The 25425-nt window shown below is 31.6% G+C and carries 23 protein-coding genes and 1 pseudogene; 20 read left to right on the forward strand and 4 right to left on the reverse strand.

The features are described 5' to 3' along the window. Window positions 1-27 precede the first annotated feature (27 nt). The 3 genes from aroA to RSA29_RS10960 are packed head-to-tail and all read left to right on the forward strand — an operon-like array spanning window position 28 to window position 2883. Window positions 28-1314: a 3-phosphoshikimate 1-carboxyvinyltransferase gene (gene aroA / locus RSA29_RS10950; RefSeq protein WP_346942943.1), complete on the forward strand. Its 1287-nt coding sequence runs from the start codon at window positions 28-30 to the stop codon at window positions 1312-1314. Next, complete coding sequence (aroC, locus tag RSA29_RS10955; protein WP_346942942.1) at window positions 1292-2371, forward strand: chorismate synthase; 1080 nt, start codon at window positions 1292-1294, stop codon at window positions 2369-2371. The genes aroA and aroC overlap by 23 nt, the downstream gene beginning before the upstream one ends. Before the next feature lie 11 nt (window positions 2372-2382). Further along, window positions 2383-2883, forward strand: coding sequence for a shikimate kinase (locus tag RSA29_RS10960; protein ID WP_346942941.1), 501 nt, complete (start codon window positions 2383-2385; stop codon window positions 2881-2883). Between the two features lie 85 nt (window positions 2884-2968). Here RSA29_RS10960 and RSA29_RS10965 read toward each other — a convergent pair whose 3' ends face one another. Beyond that, complete coding sequence (locus RSA29_RS10965; RefSeq protein ID WP_346942940.1) at window positions 2969-3487, reverse strand: ferritin-like domain-containing protein; 519 nt, start codon at window positions 3485-3487, stop codon at window positions 2969-2971. Window positions 3488-3678: 191 nt separating this feature from the next. Between RSA29_RS10965 and RSA29_RS10970 the strand changes: the two genes are divergently transcribed. From RSA29_RS10970 to RSA29_RS11045, 16 genes and pseudogenes are all read left to right on the forward strand, one after another. Then, entirely contained in the window at window positions 3679-4236 is a 558-nt protein-coding gene (locus RSA29_RS10970) for a glycerol-3-phosphate responsive antiterminator (RefSeq protein WP_346932775.1), read from the forward strand. A 274-nt stretch (window positions 4237-4510) separates the two neighbouring features. After that, entirely contained in the window at window positions 4511-6007 is a 1497-nt protein-coding gene (glpK, locus tag RSA29_RS10975; protein WP_346942939.1) for a glycerol kinase GlpK, read from the forward strand. Between the two features lie 8 nt (window positions 6008-6015). Then, window positions 6016-6135: pseudogene (locus RSA29_RS10980) on the forward strand (GNAT family N-acetyltransferase); the annotation flags it as partial. Between the two features lie 291 nt (window positions 6136-6426). Further along, window positions 6427-7854, forward strand: a complete 1428-nt coding sequence (locus tag RSA29_RS10985) for an NAD(P)/FAD-dependent oxidoreductase (RefSeq protein WP_346942938.1) — start codon at window positions 6427-6429, stop codon at window positions 7852-7854. A 12-nt stretch (window positions 7855-7866) separates the two neighbouring features. Then, the gene (locus tag RSA29_RS10990) at window positions 7867-9117 is read left to right on the forward strand and encodes an FAD/NAD(P)-binding oxidoreductase (RefSeq protein WP_346942937.1); all 1251 of its coding nucleotides are present in this window, start codon (window positions 7867-7869) and stop codon (window positions 9115-9117) included. Window position 9118: 1 nt separating this feature from the next. After that, window positions 9119-9472, forward strand: a complete 354-nt coding sequence (locus RSA29_RS10995; protein ID WP_346942999.1) for a DUF1667 domain-containing protein — start codon at window positions 9119-9121, stop codon at window positions 9470-9472. 264 nt (window positions 9473-9736) lie between these two features. After that, entirely contained in the window at window positions 9737-10348 is a 612-nt protein-coding gene (locus RSA29_RS11000; protein ID WP_346942936.1) for a TasA family protein, read from the forward strand. A 122-nt stretch (window positions 10349-10470) separates the two neighbouring features. After that, window positions 10471-11100: a hypothetical protein gene (locus RSA29_RS11005; protein WP_346942935.1), complete on the forward strand. Its 630-nt coding sequence runs from the start codon at window positions 10471-10473 to the stop codon at window positions 11098-11100. Between the two features lie 88 nt (window positions 11101-11188). After that, window positions 11189-11773: a hypothetical protein gene (locus RSA29_RS11010; RefSeq protein ID WP_346942934.1), complete on the forward strand. Its 585-nt coding sequence runs from the start codon at window positions 11189-11191 to the stop codon at window positions 11771-11773. 86 nt (window positions 11774-11859) lie between these two features. Next, window positions 11860-12363: a signal peptidase I gene (locus tag RSA29_RS11015; RefSeq protein ID WP_346942933.1), complete on the forward strand. Its 504-nt coding sequence runs from the start codon at window positions 11860-11862 to the stop codon at window positions 12361-12363. Between the two features lie 67 nt (window positions 12364-12430). After that, window positions 12431-13420 (forward strand): hypothetical protein, encoded by a 990-nt coding sequence (locus RSA29_RS11020; RefSeq protein ID WP_346942932.1) that lies wholly within the window; start codon window positions 12431-12433, stop codon window positions 13418-13420. 52 nt (window positions 13421-13472) lie between these two features. Further along, window positions 13473-13811 (forward strand): hypothetical protein, encoded by a 339-nt coding sequence (locus RSA29_RS11025; protein ID WP_346932763.1) that lies wholly within the window; start codon window positions 13473-13475, stop codon window positions 13809-13811. Window positions 13812-13992: 181 nt separating this feature from the next. After that, the gene (locus RSA29_RS11030) at window positions 13993-14928 is read left to right on the forward strand and encodes a M15 family metallopeptidase (RefSeq protein WP_346942931.1); all 936 of its coding nucleotides are present in this window, start codon (window positions 13993-13995) and stop codon (window positions 14926-14928) included. Window positions 14929-14980: 52 nt separating this feature from the next. Beyond that, window positions 14981-16102, forward strand: a complete 1122-nt coding sequence (locus tag RSA29_RS11035; protein WP_346942930.1) for an amidase domain-containing protein — start codon at window positions 14981-14983, stop codon at window positions 16100-16102. Between the two features lie 156 nt (window positions 16103-16258). Further along, window positions 16259-17203, forward strand: coding sequence for a type I phosphomannose isomerase catalytic subunit (locus tag RSA29_RS11040; RefSeq protein ID WP_346942929.1), 945 nt, complete (start codon window positions 16259-16261; stop codon window positions 17201-17203). Between the two features lie 344 nt (window positions 17204-17547). Beyond that, window positions 17548-17868 (forward strand): DUF1622 domain-containing protein, encoded by a 321-nt coding sequence (locus RSA29_RS11045; RefSeq protein ID WP_346942928.1) that lies wholly within the window; start codon window positions 17548-17550, stop codon window positions 17866-17868. A gap of 155 nt (window positions 17869-18023) precedes the next feature. On the opposite strand, the gene RSA29_RS11050 is transcribed toward RSA29_RS11045, so the two are convergent. Next, complete coding sequence (locus tag RSA29_RS11050) at window positions 18024-19856, reverse strand: S8 family peptidase (RefSeq protein ID WP_346942927.1); 1833 nt, start codon at window positions 19854-19856, stop codon at window positions 18024-18026. Between the two features lie 22 nt (window positions 19857-19878). Next, window positions 19879-21732, reverse strand: coding sequence for a S8 family peptidase (locus tag RSA29_RS11055; protein ID WP_346942926.1), 1854 nt, complete (start codon window positions 21730-21732; stop codon window positions 19879-19881). 342 nt (window positions 21733-22074) lie between these two features. On the opposite strand from RSA29_RS11055, the gene RSA29_RS11060 reads away from it, so the two are divergent. Then, window positions 22075-22956, forward strand: coding sequence for an ATP-binding protein (locus RSA29_RS11060; RefSeq protein ID WP_346942925.1), 882 nt, complete (start codon window positions 22075-22077; stop codon window positions 22954-22956). Window positions 22957-23135: 179 nt separating this feature from the next. Here the strand turns inward: RSA29_RS11060 and RSA29_RS11065 are convergent, their stop codons facing one another. Then, complete coding sequence (locus RSA29_RS11065; RefSeq protein ID WP_346942924.1) at window positions 23136-25118, reverse strand: sodium-translocating pyrophosphatase; 1983 nt, start codon at window positions 25116-25118, stop codon at window positions 23136-23138. Window positions 25119-25425 lie beyond the last annotated feature (307 nt).

Consider the following 25425-nt stretch of genomic DNA (forward strand, 5'->3'; position numbering starts at 1 on the left):
ATTGCTTAGTTTTCAAGGAGGAATTAAATGAATAAAATTATTATTGAGCCTAGGTTGTTAAATGGAGAAATTGAGATTCCATCATCTAAGAGTCTTGGACATAGAGGAATAATTTCAGCGTCATTAAGTAATGGTATTTCTAAAATTAATAACGTGCAATTTTCTAAAGATATAGTTACAACCTTAGAAATTATGAAGGATTTAGGTGCAGAGATTCAAGTAGGAGTGAATTCGATTATTATTGATGGAACAAACATATTCTCATATCAGCATAGAGAGATAAATTTTCAGTGCAATGAGTCAGGTTCAACTATTAGATTTCTTATTCCAATAGCTTTGGTTAAAGAGGGTAAATATATATTTGAAGGGAAAGGGAAGTTAGCTACAAGACCTTTAACTCCATACTATGAAATTTTTAGTGAAAAACATATAGAATATGAAACTAAGGCGGGAGCATTACCACTTAAGGTGAAGGGAAGGCTGACAAGTGGTACATATAAGATAAGGGGAGATATAAGCTCTCAGTTCATAACTGGATTATTATTTTCACTCCCACTTTTAGAAAAAGATTCTATGATTATAGTAACTACAAATTTAGAATCTAAAGGGTATATAGATCTTACAATAGATGTATTAAAAAAATTTGGAATAAAAATTGCAAATGAAGATTATAAGTTATTTAAAATACAGGGAAATCAAAGATATGTTCCGAGGGATTACTATATTGAAGGAGATTATTCTCAAGGGGCATTTTTCTTAGTGGCAGGAGCTATTGGATCGGATATAAAGTGCAGGGGACTTAAATCGGAATCTCTTCAAGGGGATAAGGTAATATTGAAGCTGTTAAAACAGATGGGTTGTATATTAGAAGAAAACCAGGGATTTATTAGAGCACTACCGTCTAAAACTACAGGTATAGAAATTGATGCTTCAGAGTGTCCAGATTTAGTACCAATTCTTGCAGTTTTAGCTAGTGTTTCAGAGGGAAAAACTAGAATAGTAAATGCTAAGCGACTTAGAATTAAAGAATGTGATAGACTTAATGCAACAGCAGTTGAGTTAAATAAACTTGGGGCAAGGATAACTGAACTTGAGGATTCTTTGATAATAAATGGAGTGAAAGAATTTACTGGAGGCGAGGTGGATTCACATAATGACCACAGAATTGTTATGGCTTTGTCTATAGCGGCAACTAGAGCTACAGGTAAGGTTATGATAAATAACTTCATGGCTATAGAGAAATCCTATCCTAATTTCTTTCGGGACTACATATCATTAGGGGGTGAATTAGTTGAGTTCAATAATAGGGACTAAGGTAAAGGTATCAGTATTTGGGGAATCACATGGTGAAGCTATAGGAGTAGTTATAGATGGACTTCCAGCAGGATATGATATAAATCTAGATAATGTATATTCAGATATGAAGAGGAGATCACCGGGGCAGGATGAATTTTCAACTCCCAGGGTAGAGAAGGATATACCAAGAATACTAAGTGGAATCTTTCAAGGTAAAACTACGGGAGCACCGCTGTCTGCAATAATTGAAAATACTAATGCTAAGTCTAAGGATTATTCGGAGTTAAAGGTTAAAATGAGGCCGAGTCATTCGGATTATCCTGCTATGATTAAGTATGATGGATACAATGACTATAGAGGTGGTGGACATTTTTCGGGAAGACTTACTGCTCTATTGGTATTCGCAGGAGCGGTATGTAAGGAGATTCTTAAGAAAAGTAATATATATATAGGTTCTCATATAAAATCTATAGGCAATATTAAGGACTTTGAATTTGATAGAGTGAATATAGAAAAGGAACTCCTTGATGATTTAAGTGTAGATAGATTTCCTACATTAAACAGTGACATAAAAGAGGATATGAAGAATGAAATTAAGAAGGCCAGAGAAGAGAATGACTCCATTGGTGGAGTTGTTGAAGGCGCAATTATTAACTTACCAGTAGGGGTGGGGAATCCAATGTTTAATTCTATAGAGAGTGTTTTAGCCCATATGTTATTTTCAATTCCAGGTGTTAAGGGAGTAGAATTTGGAGCCGGGTTTAAGATTTCAACATTAAGGGGGAGTGAAGCTAATGATGGGTACTACATGGATGGTGATAATATAAAAACATACACTAACAATAATGGAGGCATACTTGGAGGGTTAACTACTGGAATGCCAGTTACATTTTCAGTGGCATTTAAACCTACACCATCAATATCATTACTGCAAAGAACAGTAAATATTGATACTAAAGAAGATGATGTTTTAAAGATAAATGGAAGACATGATCCATGTATTGTACAAAGAGCGGTGCCCGTAGTAGAGTGTGCAGTGGCAGTTGCTATGTTAGATATTTTACTTCAACATTAGGTGGTGAATTTTTGAATAACATAATATTAATAGGAATGCCGGGATGTGGAAAGACCACCTTTGGAAAAGAAGTTAGTAAAGCAGTAGGATTTAATTTTATTGATATGGATGAGTATTTAGTGGAAAAGTACAACATATCTATAAAAGAAATGTTTGAAAATGGTGAGGGATTTTTTCGAGATAGAGAATCTGAGGCAGTAAGAGACGTGGTAACTGTTGAAAATACTGTAATAGCTACCGGTGGTGGGGTTGTTAAAAGAAAAGAAAATATGGATATATTAAAAGCTAGTGGATGTGTAGTATTTATAAATAGAAGTCCAGAAAGTATAATTAAATCCTTGGATATTTCTACAAGACCATTACTTAAAGGCGGAAAAGAAAAAACATATGATTTATATAAGGAAAGATATCATCTATATAAGTTATATGCAGATGTGATTTTAGATAATGATGGAACAATAGAGGTTGGGATTAATAAATTCAAGAAAATAATGAAGGAGCTACAGTTTTGAAGATGCATCAGTACAAAACGGTAGCTTTTTTAGATTAGATATGTTTTAAAATTAACAGATACAAGGACTTGGGACTATATGTGTATTAACGTCTACAATATTTATTAAGTAGAGAGGTTAAGAGCTTGACGTGAACTTCTTCATCTTTAATAATTCTTTTAATTACTGCAGTAATATTTTCATCTTTAATAAGTTTAATTGTATTTTCATATTGTCTAATAGTAGCTTTCTCGCCATCTATATCCTCGCGAAGTTTACATCCTAAACTTGATCCATATTCAATGAATTTAGGTGTCCAATTAAGTTGTTTACTGCCTTTATTTATACAGAAAAGAGGGTCTCCACCTAATTCTATAATCATAGTTCCTAATAGTTTAAGGTGAGTAATTTCAACATTGGCAATGCTTTCTAATATTTCAGATAGTTCCTTTGAGTTTTTATATACTGTGAAGCTATGATATAGGTATTGATTTATTGAAGTTAATTCTGAAATTATTCCAGCATAATTAATTTGAAGGATATGTGCATAATCCTTATTTTTATTTTCACATATTATTTCTGGATAGGGCGAATTATGTTTGCAAATAATGTTGGTCGTGTCCATAGCATATCCCCTTTAAAATACTATACTTTATAGATTATGTTAATTTCATACCACTTATGATATGTTGTTTTAAAGTTTACAGGAAAGGCCTTAAATTAGGATATATATCCTTAGTTAGCATAATTGACAAAGGAAATCAAAAATGTAATAATTAAAAAAAGTGCCTGGGAAATTAGGTGAAGGAGTTTTAAATGGATTCAAAAATATTATTAGAAGAAAACCCTATAATAGCTGCTGTAAAAAATGAGGAAGAGCTAAAAAGAGCTTTGAATTCAGATGTACAAGTAATATTTGTGCTATTTGGAGATATACTTAATATTAAAGAAATAAGTGAAAAGATAAGCAATGTAGATAAAGTTGGGATAGTTCATATAGATTTAATAGAAGGAATTACAAATAGAGAAATTGTGATGAAATACTTAAAGAAGGAAACATATTTTAAAGGTGTAATAAGTACAAAGTCACAGGTTGTAAAATATGCTAAGGCACATGACCTATTAGCGATACAAAGAGTATTTATATTTGATACTATTTCGCTTAATAATGCAATAAAGCATCTAGGGACAGAATGTGATGCTATAGAGGTACTACCAGGAGTAATACCAAAGGTTATACATAAACTTTCAGAAAAATTGGGGAAACCAATAGTTGCCGGTGGACTCATTGAAAGCAAAGAAGAAGTAATAATGGCTTTAAAATCAGGCGCAACTTGTGTATCTACAACAAAGGAAGAAATTTGGGCTATGTAGACAAAGAGATATGAGAGAGGCTACATAAGACTAGAGGGCTCTAGTTTTATGTGCCTTTTTATTTTAACTAAAAATCGAAAGCAGTTAAAATTGGGAATTAAAGATTAAAAATTGAGAATTGAGAATTGAGAATTGAAAATTAAAAGTTAAGAATTGGATCTTTAATATTTAATATTAAAGATAAATTAGAATATATATAAATTCACTTATTTAATAAATATGATAAGGTCATTTGTTAAGTAAATTATAATTTTAAGGTAAGGTGAGGGGTAAAATGAAAAAGTATATAATTGCATTAGATCAAGGGACCACAAGTTCAAGAGCTATAATCTTTGATAAAGAACAAAATATTTTAGGGGTAAGTCAAAAGGAGTTTACACAAATATATCCTAAAGAGGGATGGGTAGAGCATGATCCTATGGAAATATGGGGAAGTCAATATTCTGTACTTCAAGAGGTTATGGCAAAATCAAATATAACTCAAAAGGATTTAGCGGCAATAGGAATAACAAATCAAAGAGAAACCACAATAGTATGGGACAAAAATACCGGTATGCCCATATATAATGCAATTGTATGGCAGTGCAGAAGAACAGCTCATATATGTGATGCTTTAGTAGCGGATGGGTTTGATGAATATATAAGAGAAAATACGGGACTATTAATTGATGCTTATTTCTCGGGAACAAAAATTAAGTGGATACTTGATAATGTGGATGGAGCTAGAGAAAAGGCTGAAAATGGGGAGCTTTTATTTGGAACGGTAGATACCTGGCTTGTATGGAAACTTACAAATGGTAGAGTTCATGTAACGGATTATACAAATGCTTCAAGAACCATGCTTTATAATATAAAAGCGTTAAAGTGGGATGAAAAAATATTAGATAAGTTAGGAATTCCAAAATCAATGCTTCCGGAGGTCAAAAACTCATCAGAGATTTATGGGCATACTAATTTAGGTGGAAATGGTGGAATTAGAGTTCCTATAGCTGGTATAGCTGGAGATCAACAGGCGGCATTGTTTGGGCAAGCTTGTTTTGAAAAAGGAAGTGCTAAAAACACCTATGGAACAGGTTGCTTCCTATTAATGAATACTGGTGAAGAAATTATAAGAAGTAAAAATGGACTTTTAACTACAATTGCAATAGGAATAGATGGAAAGGTTCAATATGCATTAGAAGGTTCTGTATTTATGGGCGGAGCTGTTATTCAGTGGCTTCGTGATGAACTTAGAATGATAAATGATGCGGCAGAAACAGAATATTTTGCTGGGACAGTAGATGATAATGGTGGGGTTTATGTAGTTCCTGCTTTTGTAGGTCTTGGAGCACCATATTGGGACATGTATGCAAGGGGAGCTATTTTTGGATTAACTCGTGGAGCGAATAGAAATCATATTATAAGAGCTGCACTAGAATCAATTGCATATCAATCAAAGGCTGTAATTGATGCTATGTCTGAGGATGCTGGATATAAAATAGAAAAATTAAAGGTAGATGGAGGAGCTAGCAGAAATAGTTTTTTAATGCAATTCCAAGCTGATATTATAAATCAAGAAGTTACAAGATCTATAATATCAGAGACTACTGCACTAGGAGCTGCATACCTTGCAGGACTCGCTGTAGGCTTTTGGGAAAGCAAGGATGAAATTTCAGAGAAGTGGTTTGCTAGTAAAACTTATATACCAACCTTTGATGAGGATACTATAGATAGACTATATGCAGGTTGGGAGAAAGCTGTAATAAGAACAAAGAAGTGGGAAGATGATTAAGTGGTAGGATTAGAATATCAGGTCAAGTTTACCTAAGAGAGTTTTATAAGAGTCTTGGATTTAAAGAAGTATCGGCAGAGTATTTAGAAGATGATATTCCGCATGTAGAAATGCTATACAAGAAGTGATATAAGCTTAGTATATAATAAATGTTGGTTATGGGTTAGACCAATGAAAATAAGGATTTTATTAGCTAACTAATATATAGCATAGATAGTAGTTAAGCGAGTATTTAATTGAATAATGTCATGAAATACTTGATAATCAAGGTGGAACATGGACACTTTTGAGGAAAAATGATATACTAATAGTATAATAAATAGATATTAGTGCTAAGAGAGATAGAGACAAGCACAAGATAAGGATTTATGTCCTTGTTTTGGTTTGTCTTTTTTTACGTAAATAAGGAGGAAATATTAATGTATGATATAGCTATAATAGGTGCCGGAGTAATTGGGGCTTCAATATTTAGAGAACTTACAAAATATGATTTAAAGGTAGTAATGATAGATAAAGAAAATGATGTTTCAATGGGGACAACAAAGGCTAATTCGGCTATAGTTCATGCAGGATATGATCCTAAAGTTGGGACATTAATGGCAAAATATAATGTTAAAGGTAATGAAATGTTTGAAGAACTTTGCAGCGACCTTTCAGTACCGTTTAAAAGATGTGGATCTTTAGTTCTTGCTTTCAATGAGGAAGATATGGAGACCATTAAAGGTTTATATGACAATGGAAATATAATAGGAGTTAAGGGGTTAGAAATTTTAAATAGAGAAGAAGTTCTTAAAATGGAACCGAATATAAATAATCATGTTATTGGAGCCTTACATGCACCTACAGGTGGAATTGTTGGAGTATTTGAATATACTATAGCTTTGGTTGAAAATGCTGTTACAAATGGTGGAGAAGTAAAACTTCAAAGGGAAGTTATTGGTATAGAAAAGAAAGAAAACTTTACTATAAAAACAGTTGGTGGCGAAATAATTGAAAGTAAATATGTAATAAATGCGGCAGGTGTTTATGCAGATAAAGTGCATAATTTAATCTGCGCTGAGTCTTTTAAGATTAACCCTATTAAAGGTGAGTATTTTTTAATGGATAAAAATCAGGGAAAAACTTTTAATCACACAGTATTTCAATGTCCTTCAAAGCTTGGTAAAGGAGTGTTAGTTACACCTACAGTTCATGGGAATTTATTGGTTGGTCCAGATGCAGAGAGCATAGATGACAAAGATAATGTAGCAACTACAGGAGAAAATCTAGAATTTATTAGAAATGCATCGATGAAAACTACTGATAAAATTAACTTTAGAGAGAGTATTAGGAATTTTGCAGGACTTCGAGCAAATCCTGATTGTGGAGATTTTATTGTAGAGGAAGCTGAGGATATAAAAGGTTTTATAGATGTAGCTGGAATGAAGTCACCCGGGCTTTCATCTGCACCAGCTGTAGCAGTTGATGTAGTAGAGATACTTAAGAAATCAGGACTTAAGGTTGAAGAGAAAGATAACTTTATAAGAACTAGAGAGCAAATAGAATTTATGAAATTATCCAAGGAAGAAAAAGCCGAGATTATAAAAAAGGATAAAAGATATGGGAAGATGATATGTAGATGTGAGAACATTACAGAGGGGGAGATTGTTGATAGCATTAGAAGATCCTTCGGTAAGGTAAGTTTAGATGGAGTAAAGCGAAGATGTAGGCCTGGATCAGGAAGATGTCAAGGTGGATTCTGTGGGCCAAGAGTTCAAGAAATAATAGCAAGAGAGCTAAATATTCCAATGGAAGATATAGTTCAAGAGAGTGATGGTTCATATATTTTAACTGGTAGAACTAAGTAGGAGGAGACATTTATGTATGATTTAATAGTGATAGGTGGAGGACCGGCGGGACTTGCAGCTGCATATGAAGCTTATAGCAATGGAATAGAAAGTATATTAATAATAGAGCGAGATAGAGAGTTAGGTGGAATACTAAATCAGTGTATTCACAATGGGTTTGGTCTTCATACTTTTAAGGAAGAACTTACAGGACCAGAGTATGCACAAAGATTTATAGATATGATAAATAGTACTAAGGTAGAAGTTAAGCTTAATACTATGGTACTTGAAATAAAAGAAAATAAAGAAGTTCATGTGATAAATGAAACCGATGGATACTTGGTTTTAAAAAGCAAAGCAGTGATACTTTCTATGGGATGCAGAGAAAGGACTAGAGGAGCTATTAATATGGCTGGGGATAGACCTTCTGGAGTATTTACTGCAGGGGCTGCTCAGAGATATATAAATATGGAGGGATATATGCCAGGAAAAGAGGTTGTAATCTTAGGTTCTGGAGATATAGGACTTATAATGGCAAGAAGAATGACGTTAGAAGGTGCAAAGGTTAAGGCTGTTGTAGAACTTATGCCATACTCTAATGGGCTTAATAGAAATATAGTTCAATGTCTAGATGATTATGATATACCTCTTTATCTATCTCATACGGTAACTAAAGTTATAGGAAAAGGCAGATTAGAGAAGGTTATAATTGCAAAGGTTGATGAAAATAGAAGACCTGTTAAAGGAACTGAAATAGAGTTTGATTGTGACACATTACTTCTATCGGTAGGATTAATACCAGAGAATGAATTGTCATCGAATGCGGGACTTCAAAAGGATACAAGAACTAATGGGCTTATAGTTAATGAGAGCATGGAGTCTTCAACCGAAGGAATATTTGCTTGTGGAAACGTAGTTCACGTTCATGACCTTGTAGATTTTGTTAGTGCTGAATCGAAGCATGCAGGGAATTGTGCAGCTATGTATATAAAGGGCGAGGATGTTAAAGGTGAATATGTAAATATTATCAATGGTTCAAATGTAACCTATACGGTACCACAGAAATTAAATATAGAGGCAGTAAAAGATAAATTAACAGTATTCATGAGAGTTAACAATATATATCATGATAAAAAATTAGTAGTTAGATGTGGGGATGAAGAAATAGCATCATTTAGAAGAAAACATTTGGCTCCATCAGAGATGGAAAAAATCTTACTTACAAAGGCTCAATTAGAGAAGGTAACGGGAGATATAATAATTTCATTAGAGGATGGTGAATAAAGTGATAAAAGAGTTGATTTGTATAAGTTGTCCTATGGGATGTCATTTGAAAGTTGATTTAGAAACTAAACAGGTTAAAGGAAACACTTGTAAAAGAGGAGAAGTTTATGGAATTAATGAAGTTACAAACCCAGTGAGAGTTGTAACTACGACAGTAAAAGTTAGGAATGGAGAATTACCAGTTATTCCAGTAAAGACAAAAGAAGCTATAAGTAAGGATTTAAACTTTAAAGTTATGGAAATTTTAAATGCTATAGAAGTAGAAGCACCAGTTAAAATGGGTGATGTTATTGTACAGAACATCCTAGGTACTGGAGTAGATGTAGTTGCGACTAGGAATGTTAAGTTGGCATAAAAGGTTTATATTTGTAAATTACGCATATATCAAACTAAGATAAATAGGTATGAAAATATTAGTTATAATAAAAATAAGTATTCATGTATGGCAGTTGCTATACATGTTTTTTTTGATTATACATTTTTAAGTAGCAAAATCCATACAATATTTTAAATAGTATGAATATTTATTACATAATTTGGAAATAGTTAGAATGACTTAAGTGAGCTGATAAAGCGTTATTTTATGTACAATTAATAATAAAATTCTAGGAGGTTTAATATGAAAAAGAAGAAGGTTATATCATTATTAATCGCAAGTGTATTAGTTGTTGGAGGTGCTGTAGGAACATATGCATGGTTTACAGATAGTGAAATTGCCAGTGCAAATTTAGTTATTAATACAGGTACGTTGAAGATTGATAAAGACACAGCATCAGATAACTGGGTAGTGAGTGATGGTAATAATTCAGAGATAGAGAATAAAAGTGAAACTAATAACTATACAAATGTAAGGCCAGGAGATTCTTTTGAAAGAACATTTACTATTCAAAATACTGGTTCATTATCACAAACAATAACTGTAGATCCTATGACTCCAGATGAGTTTAAAGTAGCATTAAAGACTTATGGTGATGATGCTGCTAATAAGAATTTTAAAGGTATTGAAAATATACTGACATTAGATGCAATAACAGTTGAAGGGGGAAATATTCTTGAAAAAGGCCAAACTAAAATCTTTAAAATTAAAGTTACACTAAATGGTAAAGAAACAACCAATTTAGAAAATAATATCGATTTAATAAATTGGGAAAATAAAAAAATTGATTTAACACAATTACTAAAAGATTTAAAATTCATCACTGTAGATGCCACTCAAACTAATGCAAATTAAAAAGCAACAACTATAACTAAACTCAATTTGAAGATAAAGCTCTATTAAATTAGGGCTTTATTTTAGATAGTTTAAGGAGTGGTAATATAAATATATTTGAAAAATGTACTAAAGTATTAGTTTTGATAGTAATTGTTTTATTCTCGGAATTTAACAGTGTAAATGCAGAGGAAATAAATAAAGATGTAATTATTAAGCATGAATATGATAATAGTACTGATATTTTACTAATGCCAGGAGAAGATATATTTTTGAAATTTGAAATAATAAATAATAGTGGTCACAATATTAATATAACTAAAATGGATATACATAATTTTTTGATAGACAATTTTATTGATATCGCAAACGATGACTTTATGATAGATATTAAAAAGGAACTTATTAAAAATCTGAGAATAGGTATTATTCAAGAATCAAAGATTCTTTCTGAAGGGAATTTTTTAGGGGAATCATTAAACAAACAAAAAAATTTAAAAACTAATATGAGTTTGAGAGATAATATAGTTATCCCTAATAATGACTTTGAAGTATTTAGTTTAAATTTACATTTGAATGAAGAGGCTAGAAATAATATTCAGGGATTAAAGTGTAATTTTGATATCAAAGTTTATTATGAAATAGATGAATTACAAGATAATATAAATGACAAATTACCTCAAGCTGGGAGGCTAAATACTGGTTATGGGTTACAAGCCTTGGGATCAATTATATTTTTAATTGGTATATTGTTATTTAGATTTAAGGAATAATATACCAATTAAAAAATGTGGAATATGGGTATGAAAAAGTTGGTGATGAAAATAAAAAATAATAAAGAAAAAAGGGGATAAGTCAAAAGTGATAAATAAAAAATATTATGAGATAGCTATATTAATTATTATACTAACGAGTATAGGAACATCACTAACTTATGGATATTTTTATGATTCGCTAGAATCTAAGGCGGATTTAAATATAACAACAGGAAATTTAAAAATAGGGTTTGATAGTAAGGATGAAAGCGTTATTACTAATCCTATAAATATGGAAGGAATATTACAAGGTGAGACTAGAAGCTCACAAGTTAATGTTATAAACAATGGTACTTTAAGAGAATATGTGACAATTGCATTTAAGGATTTTAAATATGATTTTCAATGTGAGGATGAAAATGATTTTTTAAGCAACTTCAGATATGAATTAAAGGGTATAGAAGATACTACTAGCTATAACATATCAACAGGAACATTTAAAGAATTAAAATCAAGGGAAGCAATAATTTTGTTAAATCCTAATACAGAAAAATTAATAATTTTACAGCCTGGTCAGGCAATTAAAATTATTTTAAGCATAACTTTATTAGATAAGGTTGATGCAAGTTATGAAAATAAGGGATTTAGCTTTAGTATTGTGTTAAATGGAACACAAGCAAATGATAAGTGAGAAATACTAGGATTAAGTTGAGTTGGTAACGATTAAAGATTGAAAGAGTATCGTCAGTTAAAACTTATTAGTAGGAGGAAAATTTAATGGGACATCTTAAGAGAATCAAGGAAGTATTATACTATATGTTAGTTATTTTCTTGATATTTATTATTATTATAAATGTTTCAAGTAGAATACCACAATTATATAACTTAACTAAAGTTAGTAGTTATACGGTACTTACGGGAAGTATGAAACCAGTAATAGAGCCTGGTGATATGGTTATAGTAAAAAAAGTATCAGTGGATAAGTTAAATGTTGGGGATATAATAACATTTACAAATAATAACAACAATATTACCCATAGAATAACAAGCATTAGTTTAGAGGGAATTACAACTAAAGGTGATGATAATGATACAGAAGACTTGGGGAAGATCACAGGTGTTGAGTTAACTGGAAAGGTAATTATAACAATCCCCAAAATTGGATATGCATTTAATATGTTTTACAATAAATTAAATGTAAGTATTTTTGTGGTATTAGGAGGAATTTTAATAGTATTTCAAATTATTAAATCAAAAAAAGTTGTTAAAGAAAATAATTAGCAGGAGAGTAAAAGTGAGGTTTAAAAGCAAAATTATAATTTTATTTTTATTATGGGTGTTAATTTTCATGGGCACAGTATACACCTATGGTTTTTTTTCATCGGAGGATTTATTAGAGGGTAACAAAGTATCTACGGGAGAATTCTCGAAAAGTAATTTAGTGGTTAAGATGTATGCATCAGTAGGACCGCTATATAATGGGGCTATACCAGGAAATCAAACAAATTATACATCAAATTATACAAACTGGGTAAATAATGCATGCAAATATGCTATAGATGACTTATTAGGGAATCCATTAACAATTATTGGTGAGAAGAAAAATGTGTTTAAGAACATACCTGATAACAATGAAGAAAAGGTATCTCCGATGGCAACAATGGGGTCATGTAATTTCAAATCATGGATGGGTTCGACGGAAGAAGCAGCAAGTGAATATGGAACTATGATTCACTCTGTAGTTGCTATTTCAAATGGTATTGATAAATTAAATAATGTTAAAAAGATAAAGTTAAAGGAAATTGTGTTAGAGATTGGACAATGGGATATTTATGGTAATAGTGAGCTTGGGTATTTCGAATTGTCACAAAATAAAGCAAGTAAAAGTTTTACTATAAATTTTAGTGAGCCATGGGTATTGTCAAAGCATAGCTCAAGAATTAAAACATATATATGGAGCGGGAAAGAGTATGTTCTAAATCAAGGAAATCCATCAGATTCAGGGTATCCACTGGAGGTGGATTTAATTATATTTGATGTTGGAAGTAAAGGGAATTATGCTTATGAAAGCAAGGCAGAAGGTAAACAAGGATTATTAGATGTCTATGAAAGAATCACAGGAAATGGTGATCATTATAAAACAAATAGTAATGGAAGTAAAACTAGTTTATGGGGAGAAGGTAATCATATGAACTATCATACATCAGGAAATAATAATATTATTTTAGAGAATGCTCAAAGGATACCACTTAAAGGGATTAAAACTAAAGTTAATATTAAGTATAATAATAAGAATATAGAATTAAGCCCATATCTAATTAATATAGGTGAGGTATAAATAAATTGCATTATGAATATATTTAGTATAAAGCAATTGTTGGTGGGGTCATATGGCACAGAGGAGAGTAATTGACAGTTATGAAAGAGATCTAGGATTTACGGTAGAGCAGTTAAATAAATTAGTTGGAGCATATAGGGTTTTAATTGGATCAGCCTCTGATTTAAATGGCATAGCTCTCGCTAGTAAAAGTGATATTAAAGAGGCATTAAAGAGAGCAAAGGAAGTCGGATGTATAATTGAAGAGCTTATAGAGGTAGTAGATTATAGCATATGTACATGGAGTAAATATATGAAGCTAAAAACTGATTATATAAACTGTAGGTTAGATTTATGCCTTATAGAAATTGAAATTGAAGAAGAAATTAGGTTGCAGGGTCAACAATGTTAATATTGATAGGGTTTAATCAAAAAAACATATTAAAAGTTTAGAATAAAGTATGGTTAAAAAAACTTATAAAATTACCAGTAATAAATAATTAAATAATTACACAAAATAGCCTAAAGAATGTCTTTAGGCTATTTTTATATTTTTTTAATTTATGCAAATAGCTTTTAAGGGGAGGGTACATATGAAGCTAATTATGAGAGGAATATTAATTTTAAGTATATTTGTAACAGTGGGTATACATGTGGCGGATGCAGATGAAATTGAGGAAAGTAGCAATAGAAGTGATAAAAGCTATGAAGTTATAATGAAACAAGATATTCTGAGTCTTATGATGGCATATCCAGAATACATAAGTGCGGTTGAAAAATCTCAGGATGGAAAGATTTTTGTTATTACAGTATCAGGGAAAAAAATTCTTTATGACGATAAACAGAAAAAAAATTTTAATCAAAAGATGGATAATTCAGACCTTCAAGATATTCTGGAGGATATTTATCCATTAGAAAGCATTTATAAGTTATTAGAAGTTAACAGCGACCCAGGTAGGTTTAGAAATTATGATTTATTAAATGAAGTTTATGGTAAGAGTGAGGGTCAGGTATCAAAAAATCTTGTAGGAGTGCCTGCACCATATAATAATTATGAATTTAATAAAAGCAATGGAGCAGCAGACAGTTTAAGAGCTGTAATGGTGGAATTAAAGTTGTTAGCAAAGAATAATCAATCAGTTGCATCCCTTATTAGTCCAATTAATGGAACATTTAATTATAGACTTATAGCAGGTACAGGAAAATTAAGTCCTCATGCCTATGGTATAGCAATAGATGTGAGGAGTAATCCAAGTGATTATTGGAAATGGGCAACTAGAGAGGCTGGAGAAAAAAGAATGTTATCATACCCAAAAGAATTGGTAGAAGTATTCGAAAAATATAACTTTGTATGGGGCGGGAAATGGGGTCATTTCGATATATTACATTTTGAATATAGACCAGAAGTTGTAATAAAAGCTAAGTACTTTGGAGGCGTCGTTGATGAGGACCAGTGGTTTGGTAGTGTTATAAGAGATGATAATGTTAATGGGTACATAGAAATTATTAATAGTGTGTTAGGTCAATAAACACAACTTTGATTAATGTAAGAAATATAAGGCTGTAATAGGGAGGAACCAAATGAGAATTAAAGAATCCATAAAAAGAATATTATCATGGAAACTTATATTTGGTATATTGCTATGTATCATACTTGCTAACTTCTTTTTTGGGAGAGTATATGGTGATGAGGTTATAAGTGAAGAGGTGAAGGTAGAAATTAAGAATTTTATCGAGGATACAATTTCTACCCGAAATAGAGGAATTATTACAGGTGAAAAAGACAATATAAAGGCAATATATGATATGAGTAGCAAGTATGGTCAGTGGGCTTATGAAAGTGAAGAAAAGAAAATGATTTATTTGCATAATTGGGAACAGAAACAAGGAGTCAATATTACAGAAATACTTCCCAAAGTGATAGTTAATAGTATTAGTAAAACTGATAATGGATTTAAAGTAAATTTTACATGCTCTACAGAATATAGATATGCATATGAAAATAAGCTGGATGAAATTAATGCATCTAGAATTGGAACTTATCATGTAATTACACTTATAAATAGTGGAGATAAATTATTAATAAGAAAAGAGTGGTATACAGATCCTTTTGCAGATTCTTTGAACTTAGAAAAATTAAAAGTAGATGATATTAAAGAATTTATATTAGCACAAGGTGCTAGGGACTTTTCAACACTCAGTGAAAGACGAGTATCTACTATAGATTATGGAGATAAGTATTGTGGGGCTGCCGCAGAAGAAGAATATGGGTTTAAATATAATAAGGCATATAGAAATTTCAATCCAGAAGGTGGCGATTGTGCTAATTTTGCATCTCAAATGCTTCATGAAGGTGGTAAATTTAAAAAAAATTACTCTTGGAATTATGTTAAAGGTGAAGCGTCTGGATCTTGGATAAATGCAGATAAATTTAAAGACTATTGGGTAAATAGTGGTAGAGCTTCGGTGGTTGCTTATGGGAATTATGAAAAGGTATATAAGAAGTCATATGAACTTTTACCTGGAGACTTTGTGGCTTATGAAAAAAAAGGAGATATAACACACATTTCTATGGTTACAGGTGCAGATTCAAGAGGATATACTTTAGTTACATGTCATAATACCGATAGAAATCAGGTTCCATGGGATTTAGGATGGAGTGATAAAAATATAAAATTTTGGCTTATAAGAGTTCATTTTTAATAAGATAGAAATTTAAAAAGTAACTAAAGTAACTAAAGTAACTAAAGTAATTAAAAGTCATATGAAAAGAGGTAATCTAAAAATACAATTTTATAATTAACCTTTAAAGGATACATAGCATACTCTAAAGTATAAACACTTCAGAGGGAGGGCAATATGTATCCTTTAAAATTTGGGAATTTATATTATGAAAAGATTTGGGGTGGAAGAAAACTTTTAGATTACAGAGAAAATTTACCACAAGGAGATATTGGGGAAAGTTGGGAAGTTGCTTGTCATAAAAATGGAATGAGTGTAATAATAAATGGAAAGTATAAAGGTCAAACTCTAATTCACGTTATAAATCAGGTTGGGAATTTAATTATAGGAGATAAGCTTATAAAGGAGGGATTTAGTGCAAGCGACTTTCCATTATTGGTTAAGGTTATAAATTCTAATGAAAATTTATCGGTGCAGGTGCATCCAGGTGACGAATACGCGCATGAGATAGAAGGTGACAATGGTAAGAGAGAGGCATGGTATATTATAGATTGTGAAAAAGATTCAGAAATAATTGTTGGAACTAAGGATTGTACAGAAGAAGAGTTTAGAAGAGACTGTATAAATGGAACAGTTGAAAACTATATGAATAAAGTAAGTGTACAATCAGGAGATTTAATTGTTATAGAACCAGGCCTCATACATTCGATTGGAAAAGGAATATTATTAGCTGAGGTACAACAAAATAGTGACACTACTTACAGAGTGTACGATTATAAACGTGGAAGAGAATTGCATATAGCTAAAGCGATTGATGTACTTAACTTTGACTTAAAACCTAATATCATACCTATAGATGAAAATAAAAAAGTGCAAAGATGCATAACAAGTAGTGGATTCAATATAGATATATATAATATAAATGGTAGTTATTCAGAAGACAGTAGTAGGGATAAATTTTATATATTTACCTGTGTATCAGGAGCGGGAAAAATAAGATTTATTGATGCAGGTATAAGGCGAGAGGTTACTATATCACAATTGGAGAGCATTTTAATTCCTGCATACTTAGGGAGGTATATTTTAAGTGGAAGAATGAAATTAATAAAGAGCTACGTTTGAAATTGAAAACTTAAAAGTAGGTATTTAAAATTAAGAATCTAGAGTAGAGATTTAAAAAAATAATACATTTAAATAGAATGAAGTTGGAATTCTATAGATACCTATAATGGTTTAGACATTATATTGTACTAAGATAAAGAAATTATAAATACCGAGCAAATTTGTTTGCTATAAATTCACTGTGATAAGTGTAATTTATGACAATAGCTCGGTTTTTTATTTAAGAGAATATATGAGATAGCTATAATTTGAAATAATAACTAAATTTATAAATTAACATAATTGGACAAGCAAAAAAATATGTAATATTATTATGAAGATAAAAGAAAAAAGGAGGTGGAATTATGTTACATAATATTATACAAACAATAATTCCTATAATCATTGAAATATTAGAGTTGATGGGAACAGCAGTAATTGTAGTTGCAGGAATCAAGGCATTTTATAGATTTGTATTAAGTTTATTTAATCAAGTGAATTACTCAATAAAGGTAGAATTTGCACAGTCATTAGCACTTGCATTAGAGTTTAAGCTTGCTGGGGAGATATTAAAGACTGTGATAGTTAAAAGTTTTGATGAGATGTACATATTAGCAGCAATAATTTTATTAAGAGCTATATTAACTTTTGTTATTCACTGGGAAATAAAAAGTGGGGAGCATTAGGCTCGGTTTTATAATTGATTAATATTATATATATATTTGATTGGATTTTAATGGTGCACTTATATTTTAAGTACACTTTTCATATAAAATGGGCTATTCATAATGTGAATAGCCCATTTTATATGAAAGTTTTGTGAATGGTATTCTATATGGAGCTAAGTGGTAAAAGGATCAAATATTAAACGATTGAATGCTTCCCTAGGAATATTAGTTTCTATGTTATCATTAGTATAATTTTTGTTTCTTTCTAATTGTGATGTAAGATTAGATGTATATATGCCTCTTATAGCATCAAAAATTCCTACCATATCAAGGATACCATAACCCCAATAAGGATTAGGATAGATATCATTAGGTCTTTTTCTTGTACCTGTTATTATTAAGGATTTAAGAATTGAAGAGGACATATTTGGTATGTTTTTATCAACTATACCCCATTGAAAGAGTAATGCCATAGCGCCAGCGAGAACAGCAGTGGCTGCACTAGAGCCTGTTATAGTTGTGGTAGTATTATTTAAACCGGTGGTTAACACGTTTACGCCACCACAAGTTACACTAGGTTTAACTTTATTATTTGAAGTAAAGCCAACACCTGAAAATTCACCAATAGTATTATTGTTTTGATCATAATATGCAGTGGCAATGCCTTCTCTACTAGTAGATGGAATAGTCAACGTAGTAAAGTTGTTAGGGTTTAATAAAAATGTACCAATTTTGGAAAGTGGTCGTTGGCTAATCCATACATTATATTTCCCTGTTGCTATATAGTCTCCATAAAGTAATATTTTCCAAATGCCGGTAGCTATGTTGAAAAATTTTATAGTTATTAATTCATCACCGGAAGGAGATTCAGGAAAAAAGTAAATAACTCTTGCTATTGTATCTTCATATATAAACTTTAGGTCTTCTTGTTCATCAATTTTTACGGGTATTTTAGGGATAATTTGACCGCTAGGAGAAACTATGCCCATAGATATCTTATCAGGAGATGTACACCATATTGATACATCTAAGTTACGTTGGTCCTTAGATGACTGAAACTCTACAGTAGAGACATCACCAGAGTTCTTTATTGTACCAGAAGTATGGGTTTGAGAGTTGCCTTGATTTCCAGTTCCAAGAGCAAAGGCAACAAGTGAAGTATATGAATAATAATCTATAAGCTGCTCAAGTGGACGGCCACCGTTGTGTTCACCAAAATTGCTACTTACAGGAAGAAACACTACAAGTGGGCGATTAAGTGCATGCCTTTGATCTAATAAATATAGCATAGCAGTAGCTATATCTGTATTATCGTATTGAGTTATACTAGGGTTTAGGTCTTTAATTATACTAGGCCTTAACTTCACAACTAAGAAATCACAGTTTGGCGCAGCGCCCTTGACATCTCCATAACCCCTAGCGCCAATTATTCCAGCACACTGTGTTCCATGGCCATTGGTATCACGCTGAGGAACTATAGAATATGGATCACGTCCTTCTCGATTAGCCTTTAAGGCTTCATTTATTTGAGCATTTGTATATTCACTACCATATCCGGAAATAGCTGGGGGGGTTCCAGTATTATTCGTTTGATCCCAAATTGATAAAATTCTAGATGTATCATCTTCTCTTGTAAATTCTTTGTTTAAGTAGTCAATGCCAGTATCTATAGTACCTATAAGTACACCTGTACCAGTCAAATCTATAAGTTCACCATTTGTGAATTTCACTATATTCGAGCTTTCCATTGGTGAGGTATTGGTGAGTATATATGGTACGTTGGGTTCAATTATACTAATTTCTTTAATAGATTTAATCGAACTTTCGTATTGAAGCTGTGTAAAGATAACTGCCATATATGGGCTAAGAAGAACAACATTTGTATTAGGTACTTGGGAAAGAATTTTTTTAATATCTCCAGTATAATACACTATAAAGCTAGTAGGTTCAAAATTTGGAATTGCCGTCATTTTAGTTTCTCTGGATGAATTTAAAGATATATTCATAGGATAATCCTCCTTAGATATTCTATAGTCTTTGATATAATTCAAGGGGAGTTTTTATATAACATTTGTATGGTAGGTGGTTTTCAAATTTATCACAATTAGCATTTTTAAATCTAGAAAAGTATGATGATCTTAAATTTTCAAATGAGCCTTGTAGATTTAGCATTCCATACCCCCATTGAGAATTTGGATATACATCACCTGTTCTTTTATTTGTACCACGTGTTAAGTAGGAAATAATTGATGGTCCATACATATTAGGATCGTTTCCAAGAACTATACCCCATTCAAGTAGTAGTAAGGTTGCACTAGCTAGAACAGCACCAGCTACAGATCCACCACTTATAACTACATTTTCATTGTTAAGACCAGTTGTAATAGCATTTATACCACCAGTAGTTAAATTTGGTTTTATACGATTATCGCTCGTATATCCTCTACCCGAGACGACGGATATAGTATTATTGTTTTGGTCATAAAAGGAGGTTGTGATAGCTTTTTCGGCATTAGAAGGAACTTGGAGTGTGGTATAAGGGGTAGAGTTAATAAGTCTAGTATCTGTCTTTATAATAGGGCGCTGTGGTATCCATAAGTTATAAGTTCCATTGACAATGTAATCGCCATGAAGGCGAACCTGCCAAAGGCCTTCTTTAGGATTGTTTATAATTATATATATGGATTCATCACCGGTAGTGTATTCATATAAAACGTAGGTAATAATAATTTTACTACCTTCTAGAACTAGATTAAATTGGGTTGGTTGACCAATTTTTAGCTGAGGTTGAGCAGGTTGAACAAGTTCACCGCTAGGAGAAATTATTGCTAGTGATATTTTATCAGGTTTTGGAACCCATAGCATTAGAACTAAGTTTTCCTCATTTTTAGCCACAAAAAGTTCTATATATTCAATATCGTTAGTTTTGAGAATCTTAGTAGAAGCATGTGTCTCACTATCTCCTTGATTACCAGTATTAGTTACAAATATAAGACCTTTTCTAGAAGAAAAATAGTTAATGTCACGCTCAATAGAAGATAGACCTTCATGGCCACCCCAGTTGGTGCCACAAGATAATAGAATACTCATGGGTTTATTGATTTTAGATTGATAATCTACTAAAAATTTAATAGCCATGTAAAGATCGATTCCCTCATAAATATTTATATCATCTCTATTATTTATTCCAATTAATTTTAGATTACTAGTTTTAGCATCTTTAAGTTTTACTACTACAAATTCACATTTAGGTGCACCACCAATGACACCATTTAAACCTTTTGCTCCAACGAGTCCAGCTAAATTTGTACCGTGACCGATTATATCTTTAGATGGAACTATATCATATGGTGAACCACCAGATATAGATGTGTTTATGGCTTTATTAATGTCGGCGTGAGTGTATACAGAGCCATAAAAGGCTATATCACTATAAGGGGTACTACTTTGAATTGTTTGATCCCAGATTGTAAGGACTCTTGAAGTATTATCGTCATTAAAAAACTGTGGATTCATATAATCAATGCCTGTATCAATAATTCCGACTATAGTTCCACTTCCAGTTAAGTTTAAATAGGTATTACTATGAAAGTTAGTTATATTAGCTGCATCTATAGGTTGAATTGCTGATAAAGTGTATGGATAGCTTACATCAAGGTTTAATAGATTGCTAAATTGTTTTAAGAAGTTATTAAATTTTGATATCTTAATAGAAACTATATATTGAGACTCAGAAATTTGATGTGCACAAGCATAATCTACATTTTCAAGAAGTTGTTCAAGATTTTCATCGTATTGAACCAGGATATTAAAATAATTTTCATCAATATAAAAATCTCTGCAATTTACTCCTTGTCTTTGGTTAACTTTGGTAATATCCATAAATGATCATCTCCATGACACTTGATTATTTATAATATTCTAGTGATATTAAATTTGTGATTATAGATAAAACTATTAATGTAAAAGAGGAGTTATAATTTCGATAGGGGATTATGACAAAGATATATATAAGTGTTATAATATCATGGTAAGTTTCTCGTTATATTTATGGTGGAAATTTATACTGTAAGGATACTAGAACTTAAATAATATATATTTTAGGTTAATTTATACATTTCAACTTTTGAAAATATCTTAAGGGTTTTTCCTTAATTTTAAGTTTTAAATTGTACACTCTTAATTAGAATATATATGGTTATAAAATTTGATGAGGTGATATAAATGAGTGATATAGCAGGCGAAGGATGCGAAATATTAGTTCCATTTAATGAAAGGAAGCCCCTTGTAGATATAGAACGTAGTTTGGTAAAACGATATAGAAAAACAGTATGGTCTAAATTTATAAAAGCTATAAAAGCATATAACTTAGTAGAAGAAGGCGATAGAATTGCTGTTGGTATATCTGGTGGTAAGGATAGTATTATAATGGCAAAGTTATTTCAAGAGTTAAAACGTCATAGTCAAGTTAATTTTGAACTTGAATTTATTGCTATGGACCCAGGTTATCATCCACAGATAAAAGAACTTTTAATAGATAACTGTAATTACTTAAACATACCAATACATACATTTGACTCTAAGATATTTGATATCATAGATGTAATAGCTAAGGATTATCCATGTTATATGTGTGCAAGAATGAGAAGAGGTGCATTATACGCGGAGGCTGAAAAACTAGGTTGCAATAAGTTAGCACTTGGTCATCATTTTAATGATGTTATTGAGACAACTATGCTTAATGTGCTTTATGGGGGAACATTTAAAACTATGCTTCCTAAATTAAAGGCAACAAACTTTAAGGGGTTAGAGTTAATAAGACCACTTTATTATGTTGAAGAGACATACATAGAGAACTTTATACAAAATAGTGGCATATGGCCACTTAACTGTGCATGTATGGTAGCGGCAAAAAAAATAGGAAATAAGAGACATGAAATAAAGGCTATGATTAAAAATATGAAAGTAGATTTTAAGGATGTTGATAAATGTATATTTAAGGCTGCTGAGAATGTTAATATGGATGCAATACTTGGATGGCAGAAGGATGGCGAAAAGCATTCCTTTTTAGATGAGTATGATGATGATGATGAGTTTATAGAATAGATTATATTACATTTTAAATTAGTACTGAAATTCGTACAATATGATTTTAGATAAGTATATTTAGATTATAAGAAATCTGAATATGTCTCAACATAGAATTATAATAAAACCTCCTATTACAGAGTTTAAACTCTGTGATAGGAGGTTTTCTAATTTATTTATTTAAGTTAAAGTATACTTTATAATATTCCGCCTATAGCCATGAATAATGGTGCGAAAACTAAAGAAACAATTGTCATAAGTTTTATTAAGATATTGATAGATGGACCTGATGTATCTTTGAATGGGTCACCTACAGTATCTCCAACAACAGCGGCCTTGTGAGCATCGCTACCTTTTCCGCCGTGAGCACCTTCTTCAATATACTTCTTAGCATTATCCCATGCTCCACCAGCGTTAGACATGAAGATTGCAAGCATAACACCTGATACTAGAGATCCAACTAGTAGTCCACCTAAAGCTTCAGCTCCAAGTAAAACACCAATTATGATTGGTGAAACTACAGCCATTACTCCAGGAAGCATCATTTCTCTTAAAGCAGCTTTAGTTGAAATTTCAACACATGTTTTATAGTCTGGTTTCCCAGTACCTTCTAAAAGACCTGGTATAGTTTTAAACTGACGACGAACTTCAACGATCATTTCGTTAGCAGTTTTACCAACTGATTGCATTGTAAATGCTGAGAATAAGAATGGAAGCATTCCTCCGATTAATAATCCAACAATTACTTTTGGGTTAAGACAGTCAATTGTTGTTAAACCAACTGCTTGAGAATAAGATGCGAAAAGTGCTAATGCAGTAAGTGCAGCAGAACCTATAGCAAATCCTTTACCCATAGCAGCAGTTGTGTTACCAACTGAGTCTAACTTATCAGTGATTTTACGAACAGATGAATCAAGACCTGACATCTCTGCAATACCACCAGCGTTATCAGCTATTGGTCCGTAAGCATCTACAGCTACTGTAATACCCGCAGTAGATAACATTCCTACAGCAGCAAGTGCAATACCGTACAATCCAGAGAAGTTATAAGAAATTAGTATAGCAATAGCAATTAATACTATAGGTAATGCCGTTGATTCCATTCCAACTGCAAGACCAGATATAATTGTTGTAGCAGAACCAGTTTCAGATTGATCAGCAATCTTTTTAACTGATTTAAAATCACTTGAAGTGTATACTTCAGTTAATTTACCAATTAGTAAACCAACTATAATTCCAGAGATTATAGAGTAGAAAGTTAAGAAATCTCCAAAGAATACTTTGCTTAATATAGCAGTAATTACAATAACTAATATGCTAGCTAAATATGTTCCACTATTTAAAGCTTTGTGTGGATTTTGGCTTTTACTACTGTTTACAAGTAAAATACCAATAATAGAACAAAGAATTCCTACTGCAGATATTACAAGAGGGAATATAGCTCCATTTAATCCAAAAGCAACTGTACCTAGTGTAATAGCAGATATTATAGAACCTATGTAAGATTCGAATAAGTCAGCTCCCATTCCAGCAACGTCACCAACATTATCACCAACATTATCTGCAATTACAGCAGGGTTACGTGGATCATCTTCTGGTATTCCGGCTTCAACTTTACCAACTAGGTCTGCACCAACATCGGCAGCCTTAGTATATATTCCTCCACCAACACGTCCGAAAAGTGCTACTGAAGAAGCACCTAAGCTAAATCCAGTAAGAACTTGTACATTTCCTGTAATAAGATAAATAACACTTACTCCAAGAAGTCCAAGACCAACAACACACATACCCATAACCGCACCACCAGAGAATGCGATAGAAAGTGCTTTGCTCATACCAGATGATCTTGCACCCTCAGCAGTTCTTACGTTAGCCTTTGTAGCAGTGTACATACCAATATATCCCGCTAAAGCTGAGAAAGCAGCTCCAACTAAGAAGCAAATTGCAGTAACCCAACTTCCGATTCCAAAGCCGATTAATACAAAAACGATAAGGCAGAAAATAATTAATAATTTATATTCTGCTTTTAAAAATGCATTAGACCCTTCTCTAATAGCTGTAGCAATTTCTTTCATTTTATCTGTACCTTCACTACTTTTATTGATTTTTGAAAGTAGTAAAAATGCAGAAACTAATGCAAGTAAGCCTGCAACTATGGCAATATAAATAAGTTTTTCCATAATATAATCCTCCTAGTTTTATTAAAATGATGAAAGTTTAAATACTGTATTATATTAGTTCTTATGGTTAAGCATAATAAACATTTTATGTTATGTAGTATTTAATACCATTACTCGATATATATTAGCAAACTTAATATATATTTGCAATTCAAATTTCGACTTTATTCAATGAAAATTTACATAAACTTTTAAAAGTATAGTATATATTCATAAATAAAATAACTGATTTACAATGGATGTTAAATGATGTTTTAGATATTTAGAAACAGCGTGGTTGTTTAAGGCGAAAATAACAAGTCAATAT

The sequence above is a fragment of the Clostridium sp. genome (assembly GCF_036660475.1).
Taxonomy (GTDB): Bacteria; Bacillota; Clostridia; order Clostridiales; family Clostridiaceae; genus Clostridium_J.